The following is a 22,277-nucleotide window of genomic DNA, read 5'->3' as shown; positions in this document are numbered from 1 at the left end:
CATCGCGCGGCGGGGCGCGACCGGCGAGCGGACGGCGGCATCCCGCCGGCGGGTCCGCCCCCGCCGCCCGGAGGGGGATTGGGGCGGTCGGCGCGCTGGTAAAACCCAGGGATGGCCGTGCTCGTGTCCGTCCTCGCGTTCCTGATGACGCTCGCGGGCGGCCTCACGGCGATGCGGGTCCGCGACCACCGGCACCTCGTCCTCGGCCTGGCCGGCGGGCTGATGCTCGGCGTCGTCGCGTTCGACCTGATCCCCGAGTCGCTGGAGCTGACCCGGCACCGCCCGTTCGGCGTCCCCGCCCCGATGATCGGCTTCGCGGCGGGGTTCGTGCTGCTGCACGTCGTCGAGCAGGCGGTGGCGATCCACCGCGCCCACGAGGAGGAGTACGCCCCGCACGCGCACGTCCACGGCTCCGGCTCCGGCGGGCTGCTCGCCGCGCTCGCGCTCGTCGTGCACAGCCTGGTGGACGGCCTGAGCATCGGCTTCGGCTTCCAGACCGGGACCGAGACGGGGGTCTTCGTGGCGCTCGCCGTCGTCACCCACGACTTCGCGGACGGCTTCAACACCTTCACCGCCGCCTCGCTGTACCGCGGCGACCGGCGCCCCGCCGTCCTGCTGCTGCTCGCCGACGCCGCCGCCCCGGTCGCCGGGGCGGCCATCGGCATGCTGGCGACCGTCCCGGACGCCGTCCTCGGCCCCTACCTCGGCGTCTTCGCAGGAGTCCTGCTCTACCTGGCCGCCGCCGAGATCCTGCCCGAGGCGCACAGCGTCCATCCGCGGATCATGACCCTGGCCGCCACCGGGCTCGGGCTGGCCGCCGTCCTGTTCAGCGTCGGGCTCGCGAGCTGAGAGAGGACCGCCCGGAAACCCGGACGGCCCTCTCTGGGAACGTTCCCGGCGTCAGCCGGTCAGCGAGGTGGCGTAGCTCTGGTTCGTCTTGAGCCACTCGTCGACCGCCTGGTCCGGCTTGCCCTTGTACTGGTTCTCCATCAGGTCCTCGAGGGCGCCGAGCTGCTTGTCGTCCATCTTGAACTTCTTCAGCCAGCCGGTGACCTCGGGCTGGTCCTTGCCGAAGTCCTCACGGGCGACGGTGTAGATGCCGTCCGGCTTGCCCATCGCGCCCTTCGGGTCCTGCAGGTCGCGGATGGGGTACTTCGAGTACGCCCAGTGCGGGCGCCACAGCGTGACGACGATGTCCTTCTTCGCGTCGATCGCCTTCTTGAGCTCGGTCAGCATCGCCGCCGTCGAGGACGTCGTCACCTTGTACTCGTCCTTCAGGCCGTACGCGGGGAGCATCTTCTCCTGCGACACCCGGTACAGGCCGGAGCTCTTCTCGATGCCGACGATCTTGCCGCCGTACGCGCCGCCCTTGCCCTTCAGGTCGTCGAGCGTCTTCAGCGGGGAGTAGTTCGGGACCGCGATCGTCAGCGGCGCCGAGTCGTACCAGGCGCCGACCTTCTCCAGCTTGTCGCCGTACTGCTTCCAGTAGTCCTCGTGCGTGCCCGGGAGCCAGGCGTCCACGAAGAGGTCGACGTCGCCCTTCGCCATGCCCGCGTAGAGCGGGCCGGTGTCGAGGGTCTTGACGTCCACCTTGTAGCCCTTGTCGGTGAGGAGCCGCTTCCACAGGGCCGTGGCGGCCTCACCCTCGGCCCAGCCCGCGACCATGCCGATGGTGATCTCCTTGTCCTTCCCACCCCCGCCGGAGTCGGAATCACCGCACGCCGTGGCGCTCAGACCGAGCGTCAGCGTCAGCGCGGCGACCGTCAGGCCCTTCAACTTGAAGCGCATGCCCATCCTTTCGTTCGCTTACAGGGGGTTATGTGGGGGGAGCGGAAGTCAGTTGCCGCCGACGCCGGCCATCGCGGCCTCGCCGGCGCGGGGGCGGGTGAACAGCGCGCGCATCATGCTCGGGCCATCGCCCAGCGCCCCGGTCAGGCGGTCCAGGTAGATGGCGAGGACCACGACCGCGATCCCGCCCTCGAAGCCCTTGGCGACGTCCACCCGGTTGATGCCCTCCAGCACCTCGCCGCCGAGGCCGCCCGCCCCGACCATGCCCGCGATGACGACCATGGACAGCGACAGCATGATCAGCTGGTTGACGCCCGCCATGATCGACGGCATCGCGAGCGGGATCTGGATCCGGGTCAGGATCCGGCCCGGCGGCGTGCCGAACGCCTCGCCCGCCTCGACCATCTCCGGGTCCACGCCGCGGATGCCGAGCTCGGTCAGCCGCACTCCCGGCGGCATCGCGAAGATCACCGTCGCCACCACGCCGGGCACCGAGCCGATGCTGAAGAAGAAGATCGCCGGAATCAGGTACACGAACGCCGGCATCGTCTGCATGAAGTCGAGGACCGGGCGGACGATCCGGCTCACCATGTCGCTGCGCGCCGCCGCGATGCCGATCGGGATCGCCACCACCGTCGACACCAGCGCCGACACGAGCACCAGGGCCAGCGAGTCCATCGCGGGCTCCCACAGCTCCATGCTGTCGACCAGCGCGAACCCGAGGACCGTGAACAGGGCGAGCCTCCAGCCGCTCACCACCAGCGCGATCAGTGCCAGCACCAGCGTCAGCCCCAGCGGCGGCAGGACCGTCAGGACGCTCGTCAGCCCGTCCACCGCCGCCTCGATCGCCGAGCCGATCCCGTCGAACAGCCACGACAGGTTGTCGGTGCACCAGCTCACCAGGCCGTCGAACCACTCGCCGACCGGCACCCGGGGCAGCTTCACCGCCGCGTCAGTCGTCGTCACCGCTGCCACCCTCCTTCGTCAGCGCCAGTTCCGGCTCGTCCTCCTCGACCATCTCCTCCACGTGGGAGTGGATCGCGCCGAGCGCCGCCAGCAGCGTTACCCGGGGGATCACGCCGAGAAGCGTCCCCTTCTCGTCCGCCACCGGCACCGGCAGGTCGCTCTCGGCGACCCGCACGAACAGGTCGGCGACCGGGGTGTCCGGCGCGACCGGCGCCGGGTCCTCCGGGTCGATCAGGCCGTCGAGCGTCTGGACGTTCTCCTGCACCGCGTCCGCGATGACCGTCGCCCGCACCCGTCCGACGAGCTTGCGGTCCCGCCCGACCACGAACGCCGCCGAGGTCTGGTGCTCGCGCATCGTCCTGAGGGCCGTCCGCGGTCCGGTCGATGCCGGCACCGTGACCAGCGGCTTCTCCATCACCGAGGCCGCCGTCAGCACTCTGGTACGGTCCACATCCGCGACGAACTGGGCGACGTAGTCGTTGGCCGGGTCGGTGAGGATCTCCTCGGCCGTCCCGATCTGCACGATCCGCCCCTCCCGCATCACCGCGATGCGGTCGCCGATGCGCATGGCCTCGTTCAGGTCGTGGGTGATGAAGACGATCGTCTTGCCGAACCGGCTCTGCAGATCGAGCAGCAGGTCCTGGACCTCCCGGCGGATCAGCGGGTCCAGGGCGCTGAACGCCTCGTCCATCAGGATGATGTCGGTACCCGAGGCGAGCGCGCGGGCGAGCCCCACCCGCTGCTTCATCCCGCCCGACAGCTCACCGGGGACCTTGCTCTCCCAGCCTTCGAGACCCACCAGCGCCAGGAACTCCCGGGCGGTCCTCTCTCGTTCCTCCCTGGGAACGCCGCGGACCTCGAGCCCGTACGCCGCGTTGGCCAGGACCGTCCGATGGGGGAACAGCGCGAAGTGCTGGAAGACCATGCTGATCTTGTGCTGCCGGAGCGCGCGCAGCGCCTTCGGCGGCAGCTCGGCGATGTCCTGGCCGTCGATCTCGACACTTCCGGACGTGACCCCGAGCAGTCCGTTCAGCGTCCGGATGAGGGTCGACTTCCCCGACCCCGACAGGCCCATGACCACGAAGATCTCGCCCTGCCGGACCTCGAACGTGGCGTCCACCACCGCCGGTGTGACCCCGAGGTCGCGGATCGCCGACAGATCAGCGCCCGCCTTGAGTTTCCGCTGTGCCTCGGCCGTCCTGCGGCCGAAGAGCTTGGTGACGCTTTCCGCGCGGAGTACTGACACGATCTCCTTCCGGGTTCCCACGCCGGTGCGCGGAAACGGGTCGCCTCGTCCGTGCAGGCACCCGGCCCTCAGGTAAAGAGGGTGTCAACCGAACGCCATGCCTGTGCGTCGCCCGAAACTACCCGTCCAGAGAACATGTTTCATCTTTTGGTGACTTGCGTCACGTTCGGGTAACGAAGCGACTACACTTTCGTCCGGTGAAAGTTCTGGTACGACCGCGAGGGCGTCGGCCCCCGCTGGTCCTGGTACCGCGACCCGTACTTCGCCGACCCGTAGGGGTACTCCGCCGGCGAGCTCGTCCGGAACAGGCACATCTGCCCGATCTTCATCCCCGGCCACAACTTGATCGGCAGCGTCGCCACGTTCGACAGCTCCAGCGTCACGTGCCCGCTGAACCCCGGATCGATCCACCCCGCCGTCGAGTGCGTGAGCAGCCCCAGCCGCCCGAGCGAGCTCTTCCCCTCCAGCCGCGCCGCGAGATCCTCGGGCAGCCCGAACACCTCGTACGTCGAGGCCAGCACGAACTCCCCGGGATGCAGCACGAACGCCTCCTCGGCGTCCACCTCGACCAGCCGCGTCAGATCCGGCTGCTCCACAGCGGGATCGATGTGCGGATACCGGTGGTTCTCGAACACCCGGAAGTACCGGTCCAGTCGAACGTCCACACTGGACGGCTGGACCATGACCGGCTCGTACGGGTCGATCTTGACCCGCCCGGACTCGAGCTCGGCCCTGATATCGCGATCGGAGAGCAGCACCCCAGAAAGCTATCCCACGCCACGCCCCCACCGGCGATCCGGTACAGTAACCAAGGCACGGGCACCGTCAAGGCCGCCCGACGCGGGTGTAGTTCAATGGTAGAACTTCAGCTTCCCAAGCTGACAGCGCGGGTTCGATTCCCGTCACCCGCTCCACCACGAAGGCTCAGGCCAGTGACTCATCACTGACGCTGGGCCTCTTTCGTTCCCCGGCCACCGTGCCCGCTACGTGCCCGATCGCTCGGGCTTGCACGACTGTGCGCCTGGTGGGCCCGGATCAGCGGCCGAACTTGGCGATCGCTTCCGGGGTTACGGGGGTGAAGAAGTTGACGAGGTTGCCGTCGGGGTCGCGGAACAGCAGCGCCCGGTTGCCCCACGGCATCGTGGTCGGCTCGGTGACGAACTCGCCGACGTACCCGGTCAGGTTCGCGTGCACCCGGTCCACGTCGTCGACGAGGAACTCGATGATCACGCTGTGGTTGTCGGCGGGCCGGGACGAGCCCGGCGCGAACAGCGGGACGGTGCGGGTGCTCGCGATCGCCAGGGTCGCGTGGCGGGTGCGGATCTCGGCGAAGTCCTCGGTGGCCCAGTCCGCCCGCACGCCGGTGACCTTCTCGTAGAACTCGACGAGGCGGGCGACGTCCTCGGTGATGACGCGGATCGAAACGAAGTCCATGGCGGTTCCTCCTGGGTTCGCGGTGCCGTGGTGCTTCGCACGTTAGAGGGGATAGTGGACAGAATCGGTCCACTATTCGCCATAGGCTCGGCACCATGTCCCGACCGACCGGCCGCGTGCTCACCCTCCTCGAACTGCTCCAGTCCGGCGGCACCCGGACGATCGCCGAGCTCGCCGACCGGCTCGGCGTCGAGGGCCGGACCGTCCGGCGGTACGTCGACCAGCTGCTCGACCTCGGCGTGCCCGTCGAGGCGGTGCGCGGCCGCTACGGCGGGTACCGCCTCGCCCGCGGGCACCGGCTGCCGCCGCTGATGCTCAACGACGACGAGGCGCTCGCCGTGCTGCTCGGCCTGGTCGCCGGACGGCGCGCGGGCCTCGGCGCCGCGGCCGGAACCGCGAGCGAGACGGCGGCGGCGAAGATCCGGCGGGTGCTCCCCCCGGCCCTCGCCCGCCGGCTCGACGCCGTCCAGGAGTCGCTCGCGTTCACCCGGCCGTCCGACCGGACCGCCGCGCCGGACACCGGAACCCTGCTCACGCTCGCCGACGCCGTGCGCCACCGCCGTCCGGTCTCGTTCCGGTACGGCGACCGGGAGGGCCGCCGCACCGACCGCACCCTGCACCCGTACGGAATCGTCAGCCATTCGGGCCGCTGGTACGTGACCGGCGAGGACACCGGGGTCGGCGAGAACCGCACCTTCCGCCTCGACCGCATCACGGACGCCCGCACCCTGCCCGGCTCGTTCGAGACGCCCGCCGGGCCGGGCCCGGCGGAACGCGTCCTGTCCGGGTTCGCCGCGGCGCCCTACCGGCACGAGGTGACCTTGCGCATCCACGGGACGGTCGAGCAGATCCGCGCGCGCTTCCCCGCATCCATCGCGACCGTGGACGGACCCGCCGACGCGGACGACCCGGCGGCCGAGCGCTGGCACCGCGTCGAGATGCGGGCCGAACGGCTCGACTGGCTGCCCGCGCTCCTCGCTTCGCTCGACCGCCCCTTCGCCATCGAGCGCCCGGACGAGCTCCGCGCCCTCGTCCTCGGCCTCGCCGACCGGCTGGCAGAAGGGGCCCGCCGCCCGCCCACCGTCTGATCCGGCGGACTGGTCGTGCCGGGAGGGCGTGCTTGGTTGATCTTGTCCGGCCCGCGGTGGTCCGGGCGTCGTCGGCGGGAGCGAAGCCATGCGCACCAAGGGCAGAGGAGCGCCCGATGCGGGGCCGCCGTGGAACGAGATCCTGCCGTTGCTGTGGATGGGCGGCCACTATTACCGTGATCCGCCGGGGAACCGGCCACCGGGCATCGTGCGTGACGAGTTCGATCAGCTTGTACACGCGAGAGGGGCACGGTCCAAGCTGCGGTGTCGAGCACCACTGTGTGGACGTTCCCGATGGACCGCTGACCGCTGAGCAGATCGGGGCGGTCTGCCGCGCTGCTGAGCCGGCAGTGGAGGCGACCGGGCAGGGCGCGCGCCTGCTTACCGGGCTCGAAGCCTGACCCTACGAGACCGTGACCAAGTGATTGAGAGCGGAGACGGTGGCCGTGTGAATACCTGCCGCACGAGTATGGAGCGGACTTCCTGAAGCCATTTGACTCACGGGCGTTGTGATGCTTTTTGAGGCGAGGGCCGCTTTGCAGATGTGGCGGTTTGATGCCGCTGCACGGCTTCCGCGGGTTGCCCCGAAGGAGGGCGGCAACCAGGTCGGCGTCCCTGCGCTATTTGGATCAGGCGCGTGCTTTCTCGACTTTCTGTGGAGGCGGGACGGGCGAGCGGGGGAGCAGGTCGCGGCAGGGCCGTCTCCGCTGCGCAGGGCCATGCGGTGCTCGATCCGATCGCGGTTCTAGCGAAATGAGTCCGGGTCGGCGTGGTATAAATCGCGATGGAACGTTCTTTCGTGGAACGTTCTATTGACGATCGCAGATGGATGTTCGATGTTCACTCAGAGTCACTTCCGGCGGCCGAGGAAACAGTGCGTCAGGCTTCTGAACTCGCCGCCGGCGCCCGGTGTCCGGGGTGGTCGCGGCCGGGTGGCTCGTGCTGAATTGCGGCGGAGATGGGCATGAGGACTGGGTTTGGGGCGTCCAAGCTGTTGAACCGGCAGCGGGAGCGCGCCGCGCTCGACGGCCTGGTGAAGGATCTGCGGTCCGGCCGCGGGCGGGCGCTGGTGGTGCGCGGCGAGGCGGGCGTGGGGAAGTCGGCGCTGCTGCAATACCTGGTCGAGGCCGCGGCGGACATGCGGGTCGCCCGCGCGGGTGGCGTGGAATCGGAGATGGAGCTGGCTTTCGCCGGCCTCCATCAGCTGTGCATGCCGCTCCTTGACCGGCTGGAAGGCCTGCCGGGCCCTCAGCGCGACGCCCTGGGGGTCGCGTTCGGGCTGCGTGAAGGGGGCGTACCGGACCGGTTCATGGTCGCACTGGCGGTGCTGACCCTCCTGTCGGAGGCGGCGGAGGAACAGCCGCTCCTCTGCGTGATCGATGACGCGCAATGGCTGGACCGGGCGTCGGCGCAGGCGCTGCTGTTCGCGGCGCGCCGGCTGCTGGCCGAGCCGGTGGGTCTGGTCTTCGCCGCGCGCGACCCGGGCGAGCAGTTCCGGGGGCTGGCGGACCTGGAGGTTGGGGGACTGCCCGACCGGGAGGCCCGCATGCTGCTGCGGTCGGTGGTCCGGTTCCGTCTCGACGAGCCGGTTCAGGAACGCATCCTGGCCGTGACGAACGGCAATCCGCTGGCGCTGCTCGAGTTGCCGCGCGGGCTGGACCCCGCCCAGCTGGCGGGCGGGTTCGGGCTGGTCGGTGTGCGGGCGGTCCCGGCGCGGATCGAGGACGGCTTCCGCCGCCGGCTGGAGCGGCTCCCCGCCGACACGCGGTCGCTGATGCTGGTGGCGGCGGCCGAGCCGGCGGGCGATCCGACGCTGGTGTGGCGTGCGGCCGAGCGGCTCGGGCTCCCCGCGTCCGCCGCGGAGGCCGCGCAGACCGACGGCCTGCTCGAGATCGGGATGCGGGTGCGGTTCCGGCATCCGCTGGTGCGGTCCGCCGTGTACTCGGCGGCGACGCTGTCGGAGCGACGCGCCGCGCACCGGGCGCTGGCCGAGGTGACCGATCGCGACCGCGACCTGGACCGGCGCGCGTGGCACCTGGCGGCGGCGGTGCCGGGAGTCGACGACGAGGTGGCCGCGGAGCTGGAACGCTGCGCGGGCCGGGCGGAGGCCCGGGGCGGCATGGCGGCCTCGGCCGCGTTCCTGCAGCGCGCGGCCGAGCTGACGGGCGAGCCCGCGCCGAGGTCCGAGCGTGCGCTCGCGGCCGCGCAGGCGAACCTCCAGGCAGGCGCTTTCGAGGCGGCGACGGAGCTGCTCGCCATGGCGGCGGCGGGCCCGCTGGACGAACTCCAGCAGGCCCGGGCCGCCCTGCTGCGCGGGCACATGGCGTTCGCCTCCGATGTGGGCGGTGAAGCTCCGGCACTCCTGGCGAAGGCGGCCCAGCGGCTCGAGCCGCTGGACACCGCGCTCGCGCGCGAGACGTACCTGGACGCTTGGTACGCGGCGATGTTCGCCGGGGAGTTCGCGGGCGCCGACGATCTCGAACGGATCTCCCTGGCCGCGCGGTCGGTGCCGCCGCCCGCCGAGCCCCGCCCGTCCGATCTGCTGCTCGACGGGGTGACCGCCCTGATCATCGACGGGCGCGCTCAGGCGGCGCCCCGGTTGAGCCGGGCCCTGCGGGCCTTCGGCGACGAGAAGATCAGCTTCGCGGAGGACCAGCGGTGGAGCCCGATGGCCGCGGCCATCGCGGCACTGGCCTGGGACGAGGCGAACTGGCGGACGATCATAAGCCGCGGCTTCCGGGGCGCCCGCGAGGCGGGGCTGCTCGGCCAACTGGTGATCTGGGCGAACGCGCAGACCTCCGTCATGGTCTGGAGCGGCGAGCTCACGGAGGCGGCTGCGCTGATCGCGGAGGGGGAGGCGATCGCGGCGGCGACGGGCTCCCGGATGGTGCCCTACGGGGCGGTGTCGCTCGCCGGATACCGGGGGGTGGAGGCCGAGGCCGTTCCGCTGATCGAGAGCGTGATCGTGGAGGCCCGGACCGCGCGGCAGGGGACGGGCGTCCAGCATGCGCAGTGGGTGTCCGCCATCCTGTACAACGGGCTCGGCCACTACGACAAGGCGATGGCCTACGCGCAGGCCGCCGCTCGACAACCTGATCTGCATGTCTCCGTGTGGGCGCTCGTCGAGCTGATCGAGGCGGCCGGCAGGGCCGGGGAGCCCCGGCCGGCGCTGGAGGCGCTCAGCCGGCTCGCCGAGGCGACCGGCATCAGCCAGGGCGATTGGGCGCAGGGGATCTACGCGCGGTCCCGGGCGCTGGTGAGCGACGGCGAGGACGCCGAGCGCTGCCATCTCGAGGCGGTCGATCGGCTGAGCCGCACCGGCTTCCGCACCGAACTCGCCCGGGCGCACCTGCTCTACGGCGAATGGCTGCGGCGCGAGGGGCGGCGGGCCGACGCGCGGGCGCGGTTGCGCACCGCGCACGACATGTTCACCGCGATCGGCATGGAGGCGTTCGCCGAGCGGACCCGCCGCGAGCTGCTGGCCACCGGCGAGACCGTCCGCAGGCGCGCCGCCGCCACGCGCGACCAGCTCACTCCCCAGGAGGCCCAGATCGCGCAGCTGGCCCGGGGCGGCCTGTCCAATCCGGAGATCGCCGCCCAGCTGTTCCTCAGCCCGCGGACCGTCGAGTACCACCTGGGCAAGGTGTTCAGCAAGCTTGAGATCACCTCCCGCCAGCAGCTCCGGAACGCGCTGCCCGATGGCGCCCCGGCGGGCTGACGGCACGGCGCGACCGGACGCACGCCGGGCTTATGAAGCCTGCTCCAGGACGTATTGGGCGACCTGGGCGTGGGTGGCGTACCAGACGCCCTGCTGCGCGTCGATGTGCTCCAGCAGTTCGCGTAGTACGGCCATGCGGGAGCGGTGGCCGATGACGTGCGGGTGCATGGTGAGCTGGAACAGTCCGCCCTCCTCGAGCGCGGCGTCGAACTCGTCGCGCCAGATCCCCGCCACGTCCCGCGGCGGCGGGCAGGCCCGCAGCATGCCGCCGTGCTCCAGCAGCAGGTACGGCACGTCGTCCCTGATCCACTCGACCGGGATCTCCACGACTCCGGTCGGCTCGCCGTCGGCCAGCAGTTCGTAGGGCTCGTCGTCGGCCATGAGGGAGGAGTCGTAGAGCAGGCCCAGCTCACGCGTTATGGCCAGGGTGTGGTCGGAGAAGTCCCACGCCGGAGTGCGGATGCCGACGGGGCGGGTGCCCGCGAGCTTCTCCAGGGTGTCGGCGGCGCGCAGGGCCAGCTCGCGCTCGTCGGCGGGGTCCAGCAGCGCGTTGCTCTCGTGGATCCAGCCGTGCATGGCGACCTCGTGGCCCGCGGCGACGTAGTCACGGACCTCTCCTGGGTGCAGAAGTGCCGAGACCGCCGGCATGAAGAACGAGGCCGGGATGCCGAAGCGGTCCAGCAGGCGAAGCACCCGGGGGGCGCCGACGCGGGAGCCGTACTCCCCCTGGGCGAGTCTGCCCGGACTGGTCTCGCCGCCGCGCAGGTGGATCGTCTCGTGGTCGGAGTCGAAGGAGAGCGCGACGGCGACGCGGGCGCCGCCGGGCCAGGAGGCGGGGTGCAGGGAGCGGCCGGCGCGGACCCGCGCCACGTGGCCGCGCCAGGTCTGCTCGTCCCAATGCCAGGGCTGTTGTTCGGCCATGTGAGACTCCGTTTCGCGAGGGACCGGACGGGGCGGGCCGGGCGGCTCACGCACCGTCATGGCCGTGGTCGGGCAGTGCCTGTGCGAGCTGGCGGCGAGAGGTGATGGCGAGCTTCGAGAACACCTTGCTCAGGTGGTATTCGACGGTGCGCGGGCTGAGGAACAGCTGGGCGCCGATCTCCGGGTTCGACAGCCCCTTCCGCGCCAGTCGGGCGATCTGACTTTCCTGAGGCGTGAGACCGTCGGGCGTGCCCGCGGTGCGCTTGCGGACGGTCTCGCCGGTCGCCAGGAGTTCGCGGCGGGCGCGGTCGGCGAAGCCCTGGGCGCCGAAATCCTGCAGCATCTCGTAGGCGGTGCGCAGGTGCTCGCGCGCGTCGAGGCGCCGGTTCTCGCGACGCAGCCACTCGCCGAACACCAGGTGGGTACGGGCGAGGTACGCGGCGGCCCGGCTGCGCTCGAGGTGCTCGATGGCCTCGCGGTACAGCAGGTCGGCGGCCTCGCCGTCGGAGAGCAGGGCCTTCGAGCGGGCGAGCACGCCGAGGGCCCAGTCGGTGCCGGCGGCGGTGGTGCGTTCCTCCAGCTGCCGCAAAGCGGTTGTGGCCGTTTCGGGGGCGTTGCCGTATGCGGCCGCCTCGACCAGTTCCATGAGGGCGAACCCGGTGAGCCCCAGATCGTCGTGCTCGCACGCCCGTTCCGCACGGGCCAGAGCGTCCTGGTACCGGCCGAGGGCGTTGTACACCAACGCGCTCCCGAAGTGGCCCCCGCTGATCGCTCGCCCCTCACCCCAAGCGAGCGTCCGCTCGACGGCGGCGTCGAACCTCGCCGGTGCCTCGACCCCGCCACGCCAGCTCATGAGCAGGTTGGAGGCGAAGCCGAAGTGGGCGTGGCCGGTCACCTTCAAGATCGCGTCGGATTCCTCGACCAGCGTGGCGGCCGCGTCGAACTGGCCGGCGTAGATGTGCACGGTGGCGCGGTAGGTGAGGGCCTGGGGAAGGAAGTGGAGCGCGCCGATCTCGCGGGCCGCCTGGACCGCGTACTCGGTCAGGTCCTGCAAGGCCTGGTCGTCCCACATGTCCGCGGCGACCAGGTAGACCAGCCCCAACCGGCGCATGCTGTCATCCGGGTTGCGTCGGGCTTCCTGCCGAAACTCCTGCAGAACGCGCTTCAACCGCGGTGCCGCCGCGGCGTAGCCCTCGGCGAACCGCGCCACCAGCCCGTCCAGGAGTGCGTCGATCGGCCGTGTCGGCAGTGGTCCCGCAGGCGCGGTACGGGCGGTCTCGGCCACCGTCCGCAGGAGTTCGGGTTCGCCCAGCCTGCCGGCGAAGACCGCTGATCCGATGGCTTCGACGTAGGCCTCGCGTGCCTGCCCCGCGTCGACGCGGGACAGCTGACCGGCCGCGTCCAGCAGCGGGCGCAGAGCCTCACCGCCGCGCTTGCGCGCGAAGAGGATCTGGGCGCGCAGCCGGGCCACCCGTCCGCTCTGGAGCTCGGTCAACGGGCCCATCTCCGCGGAGCCGAGCAGCTCCAGCGCCATGTCCGGGGCGCCGGCCTCGAAGGAGGCCTGCGCCGCGGCCACCGCCCTTGCTCCGCGTCTGGCCGGATCCGGCGTCAGCTCGGTCGCGCGCCGCAGAAACGCCGCCGCCGCCGCGATGCCGCCGCGCGCCTGAGCCCGGTCGGCCAGCCGCTCCAGCTCGCCGGCCACGGACTCGTCGGATTCCAGTGCCGCGTGCGCGCGATGCCAGGCCCGGCGGTCGGGGTCGGACGCGGGATCGGTCGCCGTGGCCAGCGCCCCGTGCGCCGCCCGCCGCTCCGACGGGGACGCGGCCGAGTACACCGCCGACCGCACCAGCGGATGCCGGAACCGCGCCCACGCTCCGATCTCCAGCAACCCGTCGGCCTGCGCGGGCTCCACCGCCGAAGCCGGAACCCCCAGATGCCCCGCCGCGCGCCAGATCAGCGCCGGGTCGCCGGTCGGCTCGGCCGCCGCGACCAGCATCAGCGACCGGGTCTCGGCCGGCAGCTCCGCCAGCCGCCGACGAAAGCCCTCTTCCACCCGCGCCGGGACCGCCTGGGCCTCCACCATTCCGAACCCGCCCGCCAGCTGTGCCGGGCTCAGCCCGCGCGGAAGCTCCAGCAGGGCCAGCGGGTTGCCGTTCGTCTCCGCCAGGATCCGGTCCCTGATCTGGTCGTCCAGCGGGAAGCGGACCACCGAGCGCAGCAGCGCCTGCGCCTCCTGCTTGGGCAGGCCGCGCACCTCCAGGTCCACCAGCCCGTGGAACTGCCTGCCCGGCTCGCGCGCCGCGAAGATCAGCCCTACCGGCTCGGCCAGCAGCCGCCTGGCGACGAACGCCAGCACCTGGGCGGACGCCTGGTCCAGCCACTGCGCGTCATCGATCACACACAGCAGAGCGCGTTCCTCCGCCGCCTCCGCCAGCAGAGTCAGCACCGCCAGCCCGACCATGAACCGGTCGGGCACGTTCCCTTCACGCAGCCCGAACGCGACCGCGAGCGCGTCGCGCTGCGGGCCGGGGAGCTTCTCGATCCTGTCCAGCAGCGGCGCGACCAGCAGATGCAGGCCGGCGAACGCCAGCTCCATCTCCGATTCCGCCCCGACGGCGCGCACCACGCGCATATCGGCCGCCTGCCCTGTCGCATGCCGCAGCAGGGCCGACTTGCCCACGCCCGCCTCTCCGCGCAGCACCAGGGCTCGCCCGCGTCCGGAGCGCACATCCCCCAGCAGGCCGTTCAGCTCGGCTCGCTCTCGCTGCCGATCCAGCAGCGGCGCGCCCCCAGATAGCGTCCCCATGCCTCTTGTTTCTCCCGTTCGGTGCCCATCCGTCGGCGCGACCAAGTCGGCGGCTAGCGGGAGCCCCAACAGGATTCCATTTCAGTCAGGACCCGATCAAGATCCAGTCGAGGCACTCACCCTCGAAGCCGGGCTCTTCACCGTCAAGTCGAGCAATGCTTGACGAACAGCCCTCTCGCCGGTGACGACTTCGCCTCCATCGAACAGGCCCGCGAAGAGGGACGCGGTGTCTTCGACAGCCTGGTGGAGGTTCATCGTCTGGGCTCCGCCGCCGCTCACCTGGGGCATGACGACGAGGCCGGCCGCGTCGCGCGCTTCGATCAGGACCACCTCGTGTGCCCCCGGCGATCGCGAGAGCGTGCCGGGCACCTCCTCCGCGCCGTCGGGCGCCCGCGGAACGCGGGTGATCTCCGGCCCCACCGCCGGCACCACAAGGGCGGGGAGCCCGCAAGGCCGTCCAGCAGCGCCGCCGGCGTCACCGGATCGCATCACTGGACGCCGTTGAGGCGCATGGCCGGCGACCCCTGCGCCGCGCGCCATGCCAGGCCATCCCTGACCTTTTCCAGCGCCCAGGGCCGCAGGCCGTCCGCGCGCACGGCCGTGGCGTCCGGCAGCGGTGTCGGGGCGTGCCTAAGCGCATCCGGCAGCGGCCCGAAGGGGGCCGGGGATCCGCCATGTGCGGCGGCGCTGTGCCGACTGGCCAGGCATTCGGCCAGTGCCCGCGCGGGGGCCGTCGTCCTCCCCGAGCTCGGCGGCCCCCGCGGCGGCCGGCGGTCCGGCGGCGCGCCTTTGCGCCGCCGGACCGCCTCGATGCCATCTCCCCGACCGCCATGACGCCCCTCCGTTCGGCCTGCCTGCGGAGGCCCGCCGCCGCATCGGCACGCTCTGGCCGGGACGCACCGCGGTCGCGTCAGAGAAACCTCGGCCGGGGTCCCTGGGCAGAGACCGGTCGACCCCCAAGGGTTGCGTCATCGGCCCAGGCGGCTCGGCCGGGGCGGATGATCGTCATGGCCGGGGAACCCGAAGGTGGCGCCGTGCGGCCAGCTCCTCCTCGCCGACCAGGGTCAGGACCGGGGTTCCAGGCGGGGCGAACATGGTCACCACCAGCTGCGACTGCGCGTCCGCGAGGTTGTTGGCCCCCTGAATGTGGATCACGTCGCCGCCCGGCTCGAACAGGGCTTCACCGGCCTTGACCACCCGGGGCGGCTCCCCCTCCAGCTCGAAGAGGATCTCGCCTTGGGTCACGTAGCCGAAGAGCGGCCCCGGGTGCCGGTGCGGAGGCGCGCCGGGGTCGCCGGGCGGCAGGGTGACCCGGATGGTCCTCGCCTCGGCGCCGTCCGGGATCCGGGCCGCCGCCTCGGGCAGGGTCGTGATCACCTCGACGCCGGGTGGCAGGTGTGCGTTCTCAGCGCTCATGTACTCCTCCGAACAGAGACTCTCTGCAGGAAGGACAGAGCGACCCCACCATCTGTGACACCCGACGCGACCCCCGCGCGCGATCCAGGCCCGCTGACACACGGGGCCTCATGCCCCGCCCATTTCCGGCCGGGCGCTCTACTGCCTCGATATCGTTCGGCCGCCCCGATCGCTGGACGCGGCCAGTGCCGCTGCTGTCCGGAATCTCCTATTGTTGACGTGGATTGCGCGAGAGGTTCGCGGCGAGGTGGGTCAGTGTGCCGCGCCACCAGAGCACGGTGTGGCCGACTTCGCGCTACATCAGGGGTCGACCATGGACACTCCGCGCAAGGACGTGATCGGGATTCTGGTCCTCGGCCTGGTCATCTGGGTCGTGGTCATCATCGGGTGGTACGAGTTCGCCTCATCGGCCGCGCATCATCTCAGCGGCACCGACTGGCGCGGCAACCACAGAACCAAGTCGCGCATCCTGTCGGGGGCCGTCGCAGTGTTCGGGATCCCCCCGTTCGGCGCTGTGCTCGGTTGGGTATGGGGGCCGTTGCGGACCCCCGCCAGGCGTCCGGTCTCGTCTACCGCGGCGGGCTTCCTTTCCGGAGCGCTCGGCCTGGTAGTGATCGCTGCGATCTCTTATGCCGTGGCCGTGTACCGCGGTCTCAACTCTTTTTCGTTCTGACCTTCGCTATTCAGGCCATCCAGCGGTACGGGCCCGGCCCGGCTACGTCTCGTCCCGCTGGCCCTACGCGGAGTGGCTGTGCTGAGAGCGAGGCCGACCGTAGCGGGGTCCCGGCAGATTTTCTCTGCCCGCTGTCGTTTCCGTCCAAGACGAGTGGGGCGGTTGCGATCTAGCGTGGCCCCAGCGGTTCGTCCGATTATGAGGAGACAGCACAATGCGTGAGCTGGTCTACACCGGTTTCATGTCGCTCGACGGCGTCGTGGACTCGCCCGGGGGCGGGCCGGGGGAGGAGCACCGCAGCGGCGGCTGGGTGTTCAAGGACCTTGAGTTCGTCCCGGAGGCCTGGTCCCTGAAGGGCGAGGAGCTCGCCGACACGACGGCGCTGATGTTCGGCCGCCGCAGCTACGAGGCGTTCTCGCCGCTCTGGCCCAGTTCGGAGGACCACGCCGACTACAAGGAGCTGCCCAAGTACGTGGTGTCGACGACGCTGTCGGAGGACGCCCTCGTCGACGGGTGGGGGCCGACGACGATCCTGCGCTCGACCGAGGACGTCGCCGCGCTCAAGGAGGGCGACGGCGGCGCGATCTTCATTCACGGGAGCGCGGAGCTGGCCCGGCGGCTGGCCGACGAGGGCCTGATCGACCAGTACAACCTGCTCGTCTTCCCCGTGCTCCTCGGCGCCGGGAAGAGCCTGTTCGGCCGGGCCGACCGCGACAAGCAGATGCTGGCGCTCCGGGAGTCGGAGAGCTACTCGAACGGGATCCTGAAGCTCGTCTACGACGTACGGCGCTGATCGAGGGCTAGGCCGATCGCGCCGCCGGAGCCCTCGCGCAACTGCCCGGCCGTGCGTCCGATGTAGGAACGCAGCGCCCGGGCCAGGTGCGACTCGTCGAAGTAGTCGAGCTTGGTGACGACGTCGGCGGCCGGTTCGCCGAGCGCCAGCAGTTCCGCCGCCCTGCGGGCCCGCTCGATCTGCCGGACGCCGCCCCGCGTCAGCCCGGTCGCGGCGCGGAAGCGGCGTTCGACCGTACGTCCCGAGACGGTCGGACGGTGCCCTCGCAGGACGTCGGCGACGAGCGGGTCACGGACCACGGTCCCCGTCCGGACGAGGTGCTCGACGAGGGCCTCCGCGTCGTCGGGCCCGGGCGTCTCCCAGCGTTCGCCGTCCAGCCGGAACGTCCGGCGCGTGGTGTCGGGGAGCACGATGCCGTTGTCGACCAGAGCCGGCGTCGGCATGGCCCGCAACGAGGTGCCCACGGCGAAATCGATGCCCGTGAAGGTGGCGCCTTCCGGTACGGGCGCCGTGCCGGTCCGGGTCTCGGGACCGGTGATCGTGGTGTACGCCCGGCCGTCCTGCTCCCAGAAGACCAGGCCCCAGCACGTCCCTGCGACGGACGTCATCGCCGTGACCTGCTCGCTCGTGCAGGTCCAGACGGTGTCGACCCACGGCGAGTCGGACCGGCGCGTCTCGAAGCGCAGTTCCACGGGCGAAGGATACGCGGCGTGGGGCAACCGCGACCATCCAACGAATCTGCCAGAAAGCCTCGAAAGTAGGCTCGGCCTACTCCATGCCGGCCCTCCGGCTCGGCAGGTCACGAGATATTCGGCGCTGGTGTTCCGAAGCGAGTCGATCGCGTAGATCCGCCGCCATGTCGTGCCGTCTGCCATCAGCGGCCGATCTCCGCCGCCCACTCGGCGAACCGATCGCGGAGCATGATGATCGCCGACGGTGAGAGCCCATGGACGGTGAATGCCTGGTCGGGGAATCGATTGAGCGCGTTCAACGAATGCACGAACATCTCGGATGCGAAGCCCGGGTCCGCGGTCGAGGCCAGTCGCATCAGATCGGCGGTGTTGTAACGGCCGCTGCGAAGGACCGCGTCCAAATCGACGAAGTCTCGTACTTCGGCTCGACCATAGAGGGCAGTGACTTTGCCGCCGACGGCGTCGTCAGGGTGGAGCACGGGTCCTATGGCCAGCGGGACGGGTTGATGTGCCCGCCAGTTGATGCCCAATTCCACTTTGAAAGGCCGACCGTCCGGCGCTCTGAGCAGGAGCCGCGCGAACCCGTCGTTGGACAGTGGAACTTCGACCTCGAAGCCGGCGTCACGGTAGGCCTCGATTGCCGCGGTCACGGCATCGCCGAACTGGTGCCGCTCACCATTCACAGTGAAGAGGTCGACGTCTTCGGAGATGCGGTCGAGGAAACCGTGCGCTTGGATCGCATAGCTGCCGGCGAGTGCGAAGCCGTACTTCGCGGTCGCCGCTAGGCCGATGCGTGCCGCGTGCTCATGAAGGGGGTCCATGCGCCGGATCACACCGCCCTGACGAGCGCGGGAAAGGCGCTCTCCCAAAGAAGCCGCACCCGCACCGGAAGGAACAGCCGGCCCCAGAGCCGTCGGAGTACCTCTGCGTTGAGGTAGAGGGCGAGATCCCGCTGGGAAATCGCCTCCCGGAGGACTCGTTCATACATGAGCCTGGTCTGCGCCGGGTCGTTCAGGTCGTAGACGTGCTGCTCGGACCAGTCGAGGTGCGTTGGCAGCTCGACCATTCCGGAGGTCGGGCCGGTGAGTTCGGCCAGGCTCCCCGGAATGACATAGGGCCGGCTGTCGGCGTACCGCATGCATCCAGTGTGCACGAGCCGACGGTCGCGCACCGGATGCCGGCGGATACAGGTCGGCGGACGGCCGCCGAGTGGGAGCGCCCGCTTCGTCGTCATACTTGATCCATGGGAAAGAGCTATGAGCGGATAGACGGCAGGCTGCGCGAGTTCATCGAGGCGCAGCACATCTTCTTCACCGCGACCGCGCCGCTGGACGGCGACGGCACCGTCAATCTTTCGCCCAAGGGGCTCAACGGCTCGTTCGCCGTGATCGACGAACTCACCGTGGCCTACCTCGATTTCGCCGGCAGCAACGCCGAGACCATCGCCCATCTGCGCGAGAACGGCCGCATCACCCTGATGTGGTGCGCCTTCGACGGTCCGCCGAACATCGTGCGCGTGCACGGCCGCGGAGAGCCGGTCTTCCGCGACGACGAGCGCTGGGCCGAGCTGATGGCCCACTTCCCCGACATCGACCCGACCCCGCACGGCCTGCGAGCGATCATCGTCGTGACCGCCGAGAAGATCCGCGACACCTGCGGGTACGCCGTCCCGTTCATGACCTACGAGCAGGACCGCCCTCTGCACGCATCGCGCTTCGCGCGCGAGACCGACGAGACCCTCGACGCTTACTTCCAGAAGAAGGAGCACGTCGCCACCAGCATCGACGGCCTACCAGGACTGCCCCTCCCCCTGCCACCGCTTCCCCCGGCCGTGTAGCACCCCACCGGTCAAGCGACGGCGGTTCGAGCGACTGGGGCGGCGACGGGTCAGTGGATGCCAGGCCCGATCGGCCCACCGTCACTGCCGCGGAGGGGGGCATCGGCGCCAGCCCTCCCACCATCGGAAGGGGGCCGCGAGTGGGCTTGGGAGGTTCGGCGGCGGAGTTGAGTACGGGGTGCCCGGGGGGCTGAGTACGGGGACTCAGGTGGTGGCTTGATCGCCTCGGCAGAGTGGCGGCCGAGGTGATCCGAATGAGAACAGATCAGCAATCCCCGGGACCGGTCGCCGCCGGTTCGCCCGTCGCGTCGGCCGTCGGCGAGCTGGAGCTTCGGATGTCGTCCGAGGCGGACCATGAGTGGATCCGGCGGCTCCGGCACGAGGTCTACGCGCGGGAGCTCGGCCAGCACGTCCCCAATGCCGCCGGTCTGCTCACCGATGACCTCGACGAGAGCAACGTCTACGTTGTGGCGGTCAGTCAAGGCGAACCGGCCGGGTTCATCAGTGTGACGCCCCCATGGGCGGGCCGCTACTCGATCGACAGGCACCTGCGGAGGGACGAGCATCCGGCGCTGAGCGAGGACGGCCTGTTCGAGATCCGGATCCTGACCGTCGATCCGAGTCTGCGCGGCGAGATGATCGGCAAGCTGCTGATGTACGCGGCGCTTCGCTGGGTGGCAGGGCACGGGGGCCGGAGCATCGTGGCCCTGGGCCGGGTCGAGCTGCTGCCGATGTACCTGTCGCTGGGGCTCGCGTCCACCGGCACGGCGGTGCGCTCGGGGGCCGTCGAGTTCGAGCTCCTCACCGGCGACGTCGCCGAACTCACCGGCGGGACGCTGCGACGGCACGGGCCGCTGCTGCGCGATCTGGCACGGACGGTGCGGTGGAGCCTGGAGGTGCCCTTCCTGCCCGAGGACGAGTCCTGCGCACACGGCGGCGCATCCGTCGAGGCGCTGGGGCGGGGGTTCGAGACCCTGGACGCGAACGGCGACGTGGTCCCCGCCGACGTGCTCGACGCCTGGTTTCCGCCGACTCCCGCCGCGGTCGCCGCCCTGGCCCGCGGACAGGACTGGATCGCGCGCACGTCTCCGCCGGCGCGGGCGGACGGCCTCATCGAGGAGATCGCGCGCCGCCGGGGCCTTCCCGAGGACGCCGTCGCCGTCGGCGCGGGATCCTCCGACCTGATCTTCCGTGCGTTCCGCGGCTGGCTGGACGCCTCCAGCCGGGTGCTCCTGATCGACCCGACTTACGGCGAGTACGCGCACGTCGTCGAGCGAGTGATCGGCTGCCGTGCCGACCGGTTCCCGTTGCGCCGCGCGGAGGGCTGGCGGATAGAGCCTGACCGTCTCGCCCGCGCCCTGCGGAAGCGCTACGACCTGGTGGTCATCGTCAACCCCAACAACCCGACGGGGGTCCATCTCGACACGTCCCGACTGCGGAAGGTGCTGGAGAGCGCGCCCGGCGAGACCCGGTTCTGGATCGATGAGACGTACGCCGGTTACGTCGGCGCCGGGCAGACGCTGGAACGCTACGCGGCGGAGGCCGGCAATGTCGCCGTCTGTACATCGCTGTCGAAGATGTACGCCCTGTCGGGCCTGCGGGCGGCCTACCTCACCGGGCCTCCGGCGATCGTGGCGGATCTGCGCCGCTGGACCCCGCCGTGGTCGGTGAGCCTGCCCGCCCAGATCGCCGCGGTGAGCGCGCTGCGCGACCCGGAGTACTACGCCTCCCGGTGGGCGCAGACGGCGGCGCTGCGCGCCGAGCTGGCGGCCGCGCTCGCCGGGGCCGGCGAGAACCTGCGCGTCAGCGAGTCGGTGGCGAACTTCGTCCTGCTCACGCTGCCCAAGGTCGGGCTCACGGCGTCCGGGCTTGTCGAGCGGTGCCGGCAGCGGGGCGTGTTCCTGCGAGACCTGTCGCCGATGTCTCCGGCGTTCGAAGGCCGGACGGTCCGAATCGCAGTACGGGACGCCGCGGCGAACGCCCGGGTGGCGGCCGCCGTCTCCGAGGCCCTGCGCGTCCCGCACGGTATGGCGTGACCGGGTTCGCGGATCCGGTCCCTTGCCTTGCCGGGGCCCTGCTCGTCGGCGGCGTCGCGGTCGGGTTGTCCAGGCGGCGGGAGTACATACTCCGGTGGTGCGCCTGGGCTGTGGGCGTGCCCGTCGTGGTCGTCGCCCTGAACATGGGCCCCGGCGGGGCGGCCGTCCTCGCCGCCTCGGCCGGAGCGGCGTGCGCCCTTGAATACGCAGGCCTGACCGGCGTCCCCCGGCTGGACCGCGCGGTGCTCGCCTTCGCCGTGCCCGTGGCGCCTGTGACGGCCTGGCTGGCGCCCGACCATCTGCCCCGGGTTCTCGCTCTCACCCTCGCAGCCGTCGCCATGGTGCCGGTGCTGGCCGGCGATGCGGACGGCGGACTCTCCAGGCTGTGTTCCGGTGTGCTGGGCGTGATCTGGTTCGCCTCGTTGGCCGGCGTGGTCCTGCTCGGCCCGGAGGTCCTGGCGCTGTTCGCCGCGGTGTCGATCGCCGACATCACCGCCTCGTTCTCCGGCCGGTCGCTCGGCGGGCCGCCCCTCTCCCGGCTGTCGCCGAACAAGCACTGGAGCGGCCTGCTGGCCGGGACCGTCACGGGCCTGGGCACACTGGCCGTGCTCGGCGCGTTCACCCCTGCCTGGGCCATCGCGGTGGCGGTCGGCGCACCGCTGGGGGACCTGGTGGAGTCGATGGTCAAGCGGGGAGTCGAGGCCAAGGACTCCGCCTCATGGCTGGCGGGCGCCGGCGGCCTGCTCGACAGACTCGATTCCCTCCTCCTCGCCCTCGCACTCGCCCTGGCACTCGGTTGACGACCGACCGGCCCGCACGTCCCCGGGCCGGTGGGCCAGTGCTGACAGCGGCGCTGGATGCCG

19 protein-coding genes, 1 tRNA gene and 1 pseudogene are annotated in these 22,277 nt (G+C 71.2%); 9 read left to right on the top strand and 12 right to left on the bottom strand.

What is annotated here, in order from left to right:
* Positions 1-111: 111 nt before the first annotated feature.
* Positions 112-849 (top strand): ZIP family metal transporter, encoded by a 738-nt coding sequence (locus ABWI07_RS11815; RefSeq protein ID WP_149260476.1) that lies wholly within the window; start codon positions 112-114, stop codon positions 847-849.
* Between the two features lie 51 nt (positions 850-900).
* On the opposite strand, the gene ABWI07_RS11810 is transcribed toward ABWI07_RS11815, so the two are convergent.
* The 4 genes and pseudogenes from ABWI07_RS11810 to dcd form a co-directional block, all read right to left on the bottom strand.
* A complete protein-coding gene (locus ABWI07_RS11810) occupies positions 901-1,788 on the bottom strand; it encodes a glycine betaine ABC transporter substrate-binding protein (RefSeq protein WP_353818525.1) in 888 nt (295 codons plus the stop codon).
* Between the two features lie 48 nt (positions 1,789-1,836).
* Positions 1,837-2,577, bottom strand: a pseudogene (locus tag ABWI07_RS11805) (ABC transporter permease); the annotation flags it as partial.
* Positions 2,578-2,740: 163 nt separating this feature from the next.
* Entirely contained in the window at positions 2,741-4,000 is a 1,260-nt protein-coding gene (locus ABWI07_RS11800) for a quaternary amine ABC transporter ATP-binding protein (protein WP_353818523.1), read from the bottom strand.
* Positions 4,001-4,182: 182 nt separating this feature from the next.
* The gene (dcd, locus tag ABWI07_RS11795; protein ID WP_141579376.1) at positions 4,183-4,758 is read right to left on the bottom strand and encodes a dCTP deaminase; all 576 of its coding nucleotides are present in this window, start codon (positions 4,756-4,758) and stop codon (positions 4,183-4,185) included.
* A gap of 82 nt (positions 4,759-4,840) precedes the next feature.
* Between dcd and ABWI07_RS11790 the strand changes: the two genes are divergently transcribed.
* Positions 4,841-4,914 (top strand) — tRNA-Gly (locus ABWI07_RS11790).
* 121 nt (positions 4,915-5,035) lie between these two features.
* Here the strand turns inward: ABWI07_RS11790 and ABWI07_RS11785 are convergent.
* Positions 5,036-5,434: a VOC family protein gene (locus ABWI07_RS11785; protein WP_353818522.1), complete on the bottom strand. Its 399-nt coding sequence runs from the start codon at positions 5,432-5,434 to the stop codon at positions 5,036-5,038.
* A gap of 95 nt (positions 5,435-5,529) precedes the next feature.
* Between ABWI07_RS11785 and ABWI07_RS11780 the strand changes: the two genes are divergently transcribed.
* Both ABWI07_RS11780 and ABWI07_RS11775 read left to right on the top strand, forming a co-directional pair.
* Complete coding sequence (locus ABWI07_RS11780) at positions 5,530-6,522, top strand: helix-turn-helix transcriptional regulator (protein WP_353818521.1); 993 nt, start codon at positions 5,530-5,532, stop codon at positions 6,520-6,522.
* A 964-nt stretch (positions 6,523-7,486) separates the two neighbouring features.
* Positions 7,487-10,240, top strand: a complete 2,754-nt coding sequence (locus tag ABWI07_RS11775; protein WP_353818520.1) for a helix-turn-helix transcriptional regulator — start codon at positions 7,487-7,489, stop codon at positions 10,238-10,240.
* A gap of 30 nt (positions 10,241-10,270) precedes the next feature.
* Here the strand turns inward: ABWI07_RS11775 and ABWI07_RS11770 are convergent, their stop codons facing one another.
* From ABWI07_RS11770 to ABWI07_RS11755, 4 genes are all read right to left on the bottom strand, one after another.
* Complete coding sequence (locus ABWI07_RS11770; protein WP_149260466.1) at positions 10,271-11,161, bottom strand: polysaccharide deacetylase family protein; 891 nt, start codon at positions 11,159-11,161, stop codon at positions 10,271-10,273.
* 46 nt (positions 11,162-11,207) lie between these two features.
* A complete protein-coding gene (locus tag ABWI07_RS11765; RefSeq protein ID WP_353818519.1) occupies positions 11,208-13,967 on the bottom strand; it encodes a helix-turn-helix transcriptional regulator in 2,760 nt (919 codons plus the stop codon).
* Between the two features lie 96 nt (positions 13,968-14,063).
* Positions 14,064-14,387: a hypothetical protein gene (locus ABWI07_RS11760; RefSeq protein ID WP_353818518.1), complete on the bottom strand. Its 324-nt coding sequence runs from the start codon at positions 14,385-14,387 to the stop codon at positions 14,064-14,066.
* Positions 14,388-14,972: 585 nt separating this feature from the next.
* On the bottom strand, positions 14,973-15,383 hold the full coding sequence (locus tag ABWI07_RS11755; RefSeq protein WP_149260463.1) for a cupin domain-containing protein: 411 nt from the start codon (positions 15,381-15,383) through the stop codon (positions 14,973-14,975).
* Between the two features lie 313 nt (positions 15,384-15,696).
* Here ABWI07_RS11755 and ABWI07_RS11750 point away from each other — a divergent pair, with 313 nt between their 5' ends.
* Positions 15,697-16,056 (top strand): hypothetical protein, encoded by a 360-nt coding sequence (locus ABWI07_RS11750; RefSeq protein ID WP_149260462.1) that lies wholly within the window; start codon positions 15,697-15,699, stop codon positions 16,054-16,056.
* Positions 16,057-16,270: 214 nt separating this feature from the next.
* On the top strand, positions 16,271-16,849 hold the full coding sequence (locus ABWI07_RS11745) for a dihydrofolate reductase family protein (RefSeq protein WP_149260461.1): 579 nt from the start codon (positions 16,271-16,273) through the stop codon (positions 16,847-16,849).
* On the opposite strand, the gene ABWI07_RS11740 is transcribed toward ABWI07_RS11745, so the two are convergent.
* The 3 genes from ABWI07_RS11740 to ABWI07_RS11730 all read right to left on the bottom strand — a co-directional run bounded on the left by ABWI07_RS11740 (position 16,831) and on the right by ABWI07_RS11730 (position 18,679).
* Positions 16,831-17,541 carry a helix-turn-helix domain-containing protein gene (locus ABWI07_RS11740; RefSeq protein ID WP_353818517.1) on the bottom strand — a complete coding sequence of 237 codons (711 nt, stop codon included), beginning with the start codon at positions 17,539-17,541 and terminating at the stop codon, positions 16,831-16,833. The two genes, ABWI07_RS11745 and ABWI07_RS11740, sit on opposite strands and share 19 nt — an antisense overlap.
* A 182-nt stretch (positions 17,542-17,723) precedes the next feature.
* Positions 17,724-18,362, bottom strand: coding sequence for a nucleotidyl transferase AbiEii/AbiGii toxin family protein (locus tag ABWI07_RS11735; protein WP_353818516.1), 639 nt, complete (start codon positions 18,360-18,362; stop codon positions 17,724-17,726).
* 8 nt (positions 18,363-18,370) lie between these two features.
* Positions 18,371-18,679 (bottom strand): hypothetical protein, encoded by a 309-nt coding sequence (locus ABWI07_RS11730; RefSeq protein WP_149260458.1) that lies wholly within the window; start codon positions 18,677-18,679, stop codon positions 18,371-18,373.
* 105 nt (positions 18,680-18,784) lie between these two features.
* On the opposite strand from ABWI07_RS11730, the gene ABWI07_RS11725 reads away from it, so the two are divergent.
* The 3 genes from ABWI07_RS11725 (at position 18,785) to ABWI07_RS11715 (ending at position 22,214) form a co-directional block, all read left to right on the top strand.
* Entirely contained in the window at positions 18,785-19,378 is a 594-nt protein-coding gene (locus tag ABWI07_RS11725; protein WP_353818515.1) for a pyridoxamine 5'-phosphate oxidase family protein, read from the top strand.
* Positions 19,379-19,632: 254 nt separating this feature from the next.
* Positions 19,633-21,414, top strand: a complete 1,782-nt coding sequence (locus tag ABWI07_RS11720) for an aminotransferase class I/II-fold pyridoxal phosphate-dependent enzyme (protein WP_353818514.1) — start codon at positions 19,633-19,635, stop codon at positions 21,412-21,414.
* Complete coding sequence (locus tag ABWI07_RS11715; protein WP_353818513.1) at positions 21,411-22,214, top strand: phosphatidate cytidylyltransferase; 804 nt, start codon at positions 21,411-21,413, stop codon at positions 22,212-22,214. Before ABWI07_RS11720 ends, ABWI07_RS11715 begins: the two co-directional genes overlap by 4 nt.
* Positions 22,215-22,277 lie beyond the last annotated feature (63 nt).

Source organism: Actinomadura sp. NPDC000600 (assembly GCF_040492135.1).
Taxonomy (GTDB): Bacteria; Actinomycetota; Actinomycetes; order Streptosporangiales; family Streptosporangiaceae; genus Spirillospora.
Note: the sequence above shows the minus strand (reverse complement) of the source record. Positions and strands in the feature narration are given on the sequence as shown.